The organism is Xylanibacter brevis P6B11 (assembly GCF_000621825.1).
Lineage (GTDB): Bacteria > Bacteroidota > Bacteroidia > Bacteroidales > Bacteroidaceae > Prevotella > Prevotella brevis.
In genome coordinates this window covers 469,514-476,375 of record NZ_KK211352.1, presented here as the reverse complement: position 1 = coordinate 476,375, position 6,862 = coordinate 469,514, and the positions used below count along the sequence as shown (strand labels likewise).

General features: G+C 56.2%; 6 protein-coding genes. 1 reads left to right on the top strand and 5 read right to left on the bottom strand.

What is annotated here, in order from left to right; genetic code table 11:
- Positions 1-370: 370 nt before the first annotated feature.
- The 3 genes from T496_RS0111510 to T496_RS0111500 all read right to left on the bottom strand — a co-directional run bounded on the left by T496_RS0111510 (position 371) and on the right by T496_RS0111500 (position 3,818).
- Complete coding sequence (locus T496_RS0111510) at positions 371-1,885, bottom strand: hypothetical protein (RefSeq protein WP_155808884.1); 1,515 nt, start codon at positions 1,883-1,885, stop codon at positions 371-373.
- Positions 1,882-2,292: an energy transducer TonB gene (locus tag T496_RS0111505; protein WP_027450882.1), complete on the bottom strand. Its 411-nt coding sequence runs from the start codon at positions 2,290-2,292 to the stop codon at positions 1,882-1,884. Before T496_RS0111505 ends, T496_RS0111510 begins: the two co-directional genes overlap by 4 nt.
- Positions 2,293-2,396: 104 nt before the next feature.
- On the bottom strand, positions 2,397-3,818 hold the full coding sequence (locus T496_RS0111500; protein WP_027450881.1) for a Na+/H+ antiporter NhaC family protein: 1,422 nt from the start codon (positions 3,816-3,818) through the stop codon (positions 2,397-2,399).
- Between the two features lie 126 nt (positions 3,819-3,944).
- Here T496_RS0111500 and msrA point away from each other — a divergent pair, with 126 nt between their 5' ends.
- Complete coding sequence (msrA, locus tag T496_RS0111495; protein WP_027450880.1) at positions 3,945-4,454, top strand: peptide-methionine (S)-S-oxide reductase MsrA; 510 nt, start codon at positions 3,945-3,947, stop codon at positions 4,452-4,454.
- A gap of 186 nt (positions 4,455-4,640) precedes the next feature.
- Here the strand turns inward: msrA and T496_RS14125 are convergent, their stop codons facing one another.
- Together T496_RS14125 and murQ are read right to left on the bottom strand one after the other, a co-directional pair.
- The gene (locus T496_RS14125) at positions 4,641-5,948 is read right to left on the bottom strand and encodes an endo-1,4-beta-xylanase (RefSeq protein WP_081783642.1); all 1,308 of its coding nucleotides are present in this window, start codon (positions 5,946-5,948) and stop codon (positions 4,641-4,643) included.
- Between the two features lie 27 nt (positions 5,949-5,975).
- Positions 5,976-6,782 (bottom strand): N-acetylmuramic acid 6-phosphate etherase, encoded by an 807-nt coding sequence (murQ, locus tag T496_RS0111485; protein WP_027450879.1) that lies wholly within the window; start codon positions 6,780-6,782, stop codon positions 5,976-5,978.
- Between the last annotated feature and the right edge of the window lie 80 nt (positions 6,783-6,862).

Sequence of the window (6,862 nt, the reverse complement as noted above, 5' to 3'; positions counted from 1 at the left end):
GTAGGTTTTGCATTGCAATAGTGTAGGTTTTGCATTGCAATAGTGTAGGTTTTGTGATGCAATTCGGTAAGTTTTGCTCCGCATCTAGCCCCTGGCCAGCGCCATTCCAGGGGCTAGATGTGGTTGATTCAGGGGCTAGAAGTGGTTGATTCAGGGGCTAGAAGTGGCAGTTCCAGGGGCTAGAACAGAAACTATAGTTTTGGTTCTAGAGTTTAGAACGGCCATTTCTAGACTCTAGAACTGCCACTTCTAGACTTTAAAACAACCCATTCTAGACTCTAGAAATGGTGTTTCTAGACTCTAGAATGGATGCAAAAGTGCCACTATTAGATGACAAAAGTGGCACTATTAGATGGCAAAAGCAGCACTATTAGTAGCTCAACAAGTGCTGATCGAAATCCTTGGCACCGCCGGTTTCGCCAAAGAGGCGCTTCAGCAACTTCACTCGCATGTTGGTGATGGACTGTGGCGACGCCATGAGCAGACAGGCAATCTCGGAAGGCTGGAAATGATAGTATATCAGCAGACAGAGCGTCTGCTCGCGCACGCCAAGGGGCTTCAGGAGGGTGAGCAGGTTGGGGTTGAGCGAGAAGCAGACCTGCTGCAGGGTGCTGACATCCTCGTCGGCAGCAGCCTGGCCCAGCATGGCTGACTTATGCAGACGGGCCGTGACCTCTTTCAACTGGCGCGAGTTGTCGCGCTGCTGGCGCTTCTTCTGTCGCTGCATCTGTACCAGTTCGCGGTGCGTCAGCAGGTAATACCACGCCATGAGGGCCAACGCCAGGACCACAACGACGAGGGCCGAAAGCAACCAGATGATGGTGCGATACTGGTGGCGCTCGCGCTGCTGCTCGTTGTATTGCTTCTGCAGGTCGAGGATGGCAGCCGCCTCGTTGTGTTCATAGCGGTCGCGGTAGAGCCGGTTCAGTCGCTGGCTGAGGTGCGAGGCCATGCGGTGGGCAGCAGGATCCTGCTCAGCCAGCGTGTTGTAGTAGTCTATCAGTTTGGCATAGGCATCCATGCTGATGGCATAGTCGGGCGACTGGAGCACCTGCGACCAGTAGTCGCTGGCCTGCGCAGAGTGGCCCTCACGCGCGGCAATATCGCCCAGCAGCTTGATGGTCTTGTCGAGATAGGCAATCTGCTGCGAGGCATAGAGGCACTCTTTGGCCTGCACGAGGTTGTTCTGGTGCAGATAGTAGCTGCCCATATTGGTGAGCATGGTGGCACGGATGGGGCCATCGACGCTGTCGAGCAGTGGCTGGCAGCGCTCTATATAGGCCTGCAGCGAGTCGGTCTGGTTCATGACATCGTAGGTGGTGGCGATGTTGTTCAGCTGTCGGGCCATCCACGACTTGTTGCCCAGCTGTCGGGCAGCCTGCAGCGAACGGTGGTAGTAGTCGATGGTCAGGGGGTGGTTGTTGGCATTGTCGTTGATGTCGCCCAAGACGGCATACAACTCATAATAGAGCGACGGGGCATCCAGACGGGCAGCCTGCTCCTCGACCTGCTTCAGCAGTCGGAAGGCCTCGCCATAGCGCTGCTGACCGTAGAGCACAATGGCATGCTGCAGACTGGCGCGGGCGCAGCGGTGCTGGTCGCCCTGCTGCTCGTAGTAGTGCTGACTGAGAGCAATGATCGAATCGGACGAGAACGTCAGTCCGATGCGATGGATGGCCTCGGTGAAGACCAAGGCATAGAGGGCCTTGTCGGCCTCCACGCTGAAGCTGTCGATGTCGAGCCCGTTGAGCAAGAGGATGGCCGAGTCGGGCTGCTGCTGGCAGACGGCCTCGGCCTGCAACAACCGCGTATTGCGGCTCTGCTCCGGAGAGCAGGCCGCAACAGCTATTGTAATGATAAAAAAGAATAAACTAACAACCCTCATTTCAACTTAAACATGATAGGTATGGTGTACTTGACGCGCACGGGCTCTCCCTTCTGGCGACCAGCCTTCCACTTAGGCATGGCTTTTACCACACGTACAGCTTCCGCATCGAGCGAAGGGAACACTGAGCGTAAGACTTTGACATTGCTCAGGCTACCATCTTTCTCGACGATGAACTGCACCAGCACGCGACCCTCTACCTTCTGCTTCTCGGCATCCTCGGGATACTTCATGTTGTCTTTCATAAAGGTCATCATGCCCTCCATGCCACCAGGGAACTCTGGCATCTGCTCTACCACGTTGAAGGGATCTTCTTGTTGTGCCTTCTGCGATACAACTGTTTTCTGTGCCAACAGCGTTGTGACGCCACACAGGGTCATCAGCGCTACAATCATTAACTTCTTCATAATCTTAAGTTCTTTAAATGGTTAAACGATGATAAGTTGTCCGGACTTTCGTTTGCAAAAGTAGTAAAAGCCCGCGTTGGCGCCAAAAAATCGATTACATCATTTTACACCACCTGCTTTTTTCTAATTTTCCACCCGATGACGGCGATGAAAATGCTCATCAGCGGACTCAGCAGATTGAAGAAACAATAGGGCAGATAGGTGAGCGTGGGCACACCAAGAACGGTGGACTGCGTCATGCCACAGGTGTTCCAGGGTATCAGAACGGAGGTGACGGTGGCCGAGTCTTCGCAAGAGCGACTCAGCAGGCATGACTCGTAGCCCTGTTGGCGGTAGGCCTGCTTGAAGATGTCGGCATTGAGAACGATAGAGATGAACTGATCGCCAGTGGTGATATTGAGAAAAATGCCGGTTCCAACGGTAGAACCAACCAGCGTGGCCCTGCTGCGCACCCAGCGCACAATGACGCGCGTGAGGCTCTCGATCATGCCGCTGGCCACCATCGAGGCACCGAAACACATGGCACAGAGGATGAGCCAGATGGTGTTGAGCATGCCGGCCATGCCTCCGGTAGAGACGAGCTCGTTGAGCGAGGCATTGCCTGTATCTACAGCCGTGGCGCCATAGTAGGTGATGGCCAGACCGCGCACCAGACCACCGCCAATCTCGGTGAGGATGTGGGGCTGGAACAGGAGTGCCACCACGCCGGCCACGACCGACGAGAGGAAGAGCACGATGAGCGACGGCACACGGCGGGCAATGAGCACGCCAGTGAACAAGGGCACCAGCAGCGTCCATAGCGAGATGTGGAACGTGCGCTCCAGGCCTTCGGTATATTCGCCTACCTCCAACTGGGCACCATCACCATAGCCGAGGCCGGCCAGCAGAAAGATGACGGTGGTGATGAGAAAGGTGGGCACAGTGGTGAGCATCATGTAGCGGATATGAGTAAAGAGGTCGGTGCCGGTGCTGGAAGAGGCCAGGATGGTGGTGTCGCTAAGGGGCGACATCTTATCGCCGAAGTAGGCGCCAGAGATGATGGCACCGGCCGTCCATGGCTCGGAGACGCCCAGGGCATGGCCAATGCCAAGCAGCGCCACGCCGATGGTGGCAATGGTGGTCCAGGAACTGCCCGACAGAAGCGACACCAAGGCACAGATGATGCAGGTGGAGACAAGAAAAAACTGGGGCGACATGACCTGCACGCCATAGTAGATGAGCGTGGGAACGACGCCGCTGATCATCCACGACCCCGACAGCATGCCTACGCACAACAGGATGAGCAGCGTGATGGACACCTCGCCCAGGGTCTGCTTGATCTGCCGCTCGAAACGATGCCACGACACGCGATAAACGCCCATAGAGATACACACACAGACGGCCATGCCCATCAAAAGGGCCACCTGACTGCCACCGCTGAGCGAGTCGCTGCCAAACAGGGTGATGACTACCGATAGAAATGCAATGAGAACAGCCACCGGAATGATGGCTACAAGGGGATGGGGTATTTTTATTTTTTCTTCCACCTGATGATAGTTGATGATTTCGCGCCACAAAAATACAAATAATTGTTGGTTTTGTTTCTCGTTGCAAGGCTTTTTTATTACTTTTGCACCAAAATTACAAGTTAATCAGCAAGAAACGAAAAACAAATGAAAGAGATTTACTTAGCCGGTGGCTGCTTCTGGGGCACCGAGCATTACTTCAAACAGATAGAAGGCGTGATGAACACGGAGGTGGGCTTTGCCAACGGACAGACGGAGAACCCTACCTATAAGGAGGTTTACACCGACCAGACGGGCTATGCCGAGACGGTGCATGTGGTGTACGACGAGCAGGTGGTGGGACTGGAGTTCCTGCTGAACATGTTCTTCAAGGCCATTGACCCCACAAGCCTCAACAAACAGGGACACGACGAGGGCACCCGCTATCGCACGGGCGTGTACTACACCTCGGAGGACCAGCTGCCCATCATCGAGAAGGTATTTGCCGAACAGCAGGCGCTGCTCTCCCAGCCTATCGCCGTGGAAAAGGTGCCCTTGAAGAACTTCTACACCGCCGAGGAGTATCACCAGGACTACCTGGACAAGAACCCCGATGGCTACTGCCACCTGCCAACCGCACTGTTTGAGTTTGCAAGGAAGGCAAAAGATAAAAAGTAAAAAAAAATAGACCCACCCCCTACCCCTCCCTGTGGAGGGAGGGGAGTAAATAGACCACAACCCCCTCCCAACCTCCCCAAGGGGGAGGGGAAGTTATAGAAAAGGAGTGCATAGCGACCTATCTCGTTATGCACTCCTTTTCTTTTTAGTATGTTCGTAAAAAAAGTTATTATTTCTTTCCCCCCGTTATTCTGTCTTCACTTCGATGAAGGAGTAGCGCTCATAGCGGGTGCCATCGGTGGCGGTGAGCACGGCTCGAAGCTCGTGAGGGCCGGCGCCTGAGGGGACTACCTGATAGATGTAGGGGGCACGGCGACGGGTGGGCAGCTGGATGCCATCAAGATAAAGATCGACGTGGTCGATGGTCTTGGTGCGCAGACGGGCGCGGACGGTGACCGTCAGTACGTCGCCGGCCGACAGACTGAGGGCCGAGGGCTTGATGTAGAGCGAAGCCTCTTTCTCCATCGTGGGGAAGGGGCTTTGTGCTTTCCGGGCCTCGGGGGTCTGCATGTACTGTCGGAGCCACGTCAGGGCAGGACGCTCCTGTCCCTGGCGTATCAATCCGGAGTTGCCATTGTGGGTCCAGGTGCGGCCGTAGATATAGCCCCAGAGGGTGATGCCGGCACAGTAGTCCTGCTGCCACATGTAGGGAATCTGCTGCTGGTACTGGGCCAACTGCAGGGAGTCGCTCTCGGTGGCAATGTCGTATTCGGTGCAGTACATCGGCATGCGCAGAGCATCGTGGATGTCGGTCATGGCCTGACGAAACGCCTCGAAGGGCATGTCGGTGAGCTCGTGCGACTGACAACCATAGGCGTCGATGGGCGCTCCGGCATCGCGCAGCGTGCGCACCAGCTGGATGAACTCATCCTTCTGCCAGCGGAACGTGTTGTAGTCATTATAAATCAGGATGGCGTTGGGCCAGCGCTCGTGAGCCATCTCGAAGGCACGGATAATCCAGTCGTAGCCCGTCTGGCCCTCGCCACCCAAGGCAGCGCGGAAAGGAGCGGGCTGATGGCCTTTGACGGCTTCGTTGACTACATCGATCATGGGCAGATCGGGGTAGCGCTGGTGGATGGCGTCCATCCATGCCTCGATGGCCTGGCGCTGCCTCTCGACAGAGAGCGAGTCCATCCAACGGGGATACTGGGCGCCCCAGAGCAGACAGTGGAACTTGAAGGGGATGTCGTGAGCCCGGCAATACTGATAGGCACGGTCGGTGCCTTCCCAGTTGAACTGATCAAGCGATGTGCCTTGCACCGAGCCCCACTTCGACTCGTTCTCGGCCGTGAGCTGATTCCACAACGAGGCGTATTCAAGGCCGTCAGGGTTCACGCGACCGCTGGTGGTGATGTTGCCCAGGAACTTATGGGTATTGGCGCTGAGCGGGCCGTAAATGGCCTTCTCGGCAGTGGCATTGGCCGTTTGTGCCACGATGGATTGTGCACAAAGGGCAGAAAGCATAGTAAATAGTAGTTTTGTAAGTAGTTTCATTGTAGTTTTATGATATGAATGTGATGGCTAAGGATTGAGCACCCTATCGACACTGCCGGCAGCCAGCAGACGGCGGCGGGCCTCATCGTAGGACAGGTGCAGGGAGTCTTGAATCATGCGGGTGCCGCGGTCAATGAGCTTTTCGTTGGTGAGCTGCATCTTCACCATGCGGTTGCCCTCGACACGCCCTAAGCGCACCATGAGCGAGGTGGAGATCATGTTGAGCACCATCTTCTGGGCGGTGCCGCTCTTCATACGACTGGAGCCGGTGACGAACTCGGGACCTACGATGGTCTCGACGGGATGGTCGGAGACGGCAGCCAGCGGACTGTCGGGATTGCTGGTGAGGCAACCTGTGAGCAGGCCATGAGCGCGAGCGGCGGTGACGGCACCGATGACGTAGGGCGTAGTGCCCGAGGCGGCGATGCCCAGCACGGCATCATCGGGCGTGGGCTGATAGGGCAAGAGGTCGTTCCACCCTTGTTCGGCCACATCCTCGGCACCCTCTACGGCATGGCGCAGGGCATGGTCGCCACCGGCAATGAGACCGACGACCATGCCTTCGGGCACACCAAACGTTGGGGGCAGTTCGCTGGCATCGAGCACGCCAAGACGACCGCTGGTGCCAGCACCCACATAAAACAGTCTGCCACCGCGGCGCATGCGCTGCTCGATGGCCACCACCAGGGCCTCGACCTGTGGCAATGCCTTGCGTACGGCCTCGGCCACCGTCAGGTCTTCCTCGTTGATATGTGCCAGGAGTTCGCCCACGGACATCTGTTCCAGGTGGTCGAAGTGCGACGGTTGTTCGGTAATCTTTTCCTGCTGTTTCATTGCAATGACGTAAAAACGCTACATTTTTTCAGTTGATGGCTGCTGCAAAACTAAGCAAAAAAGCCGAAAGGGGCAAAAAG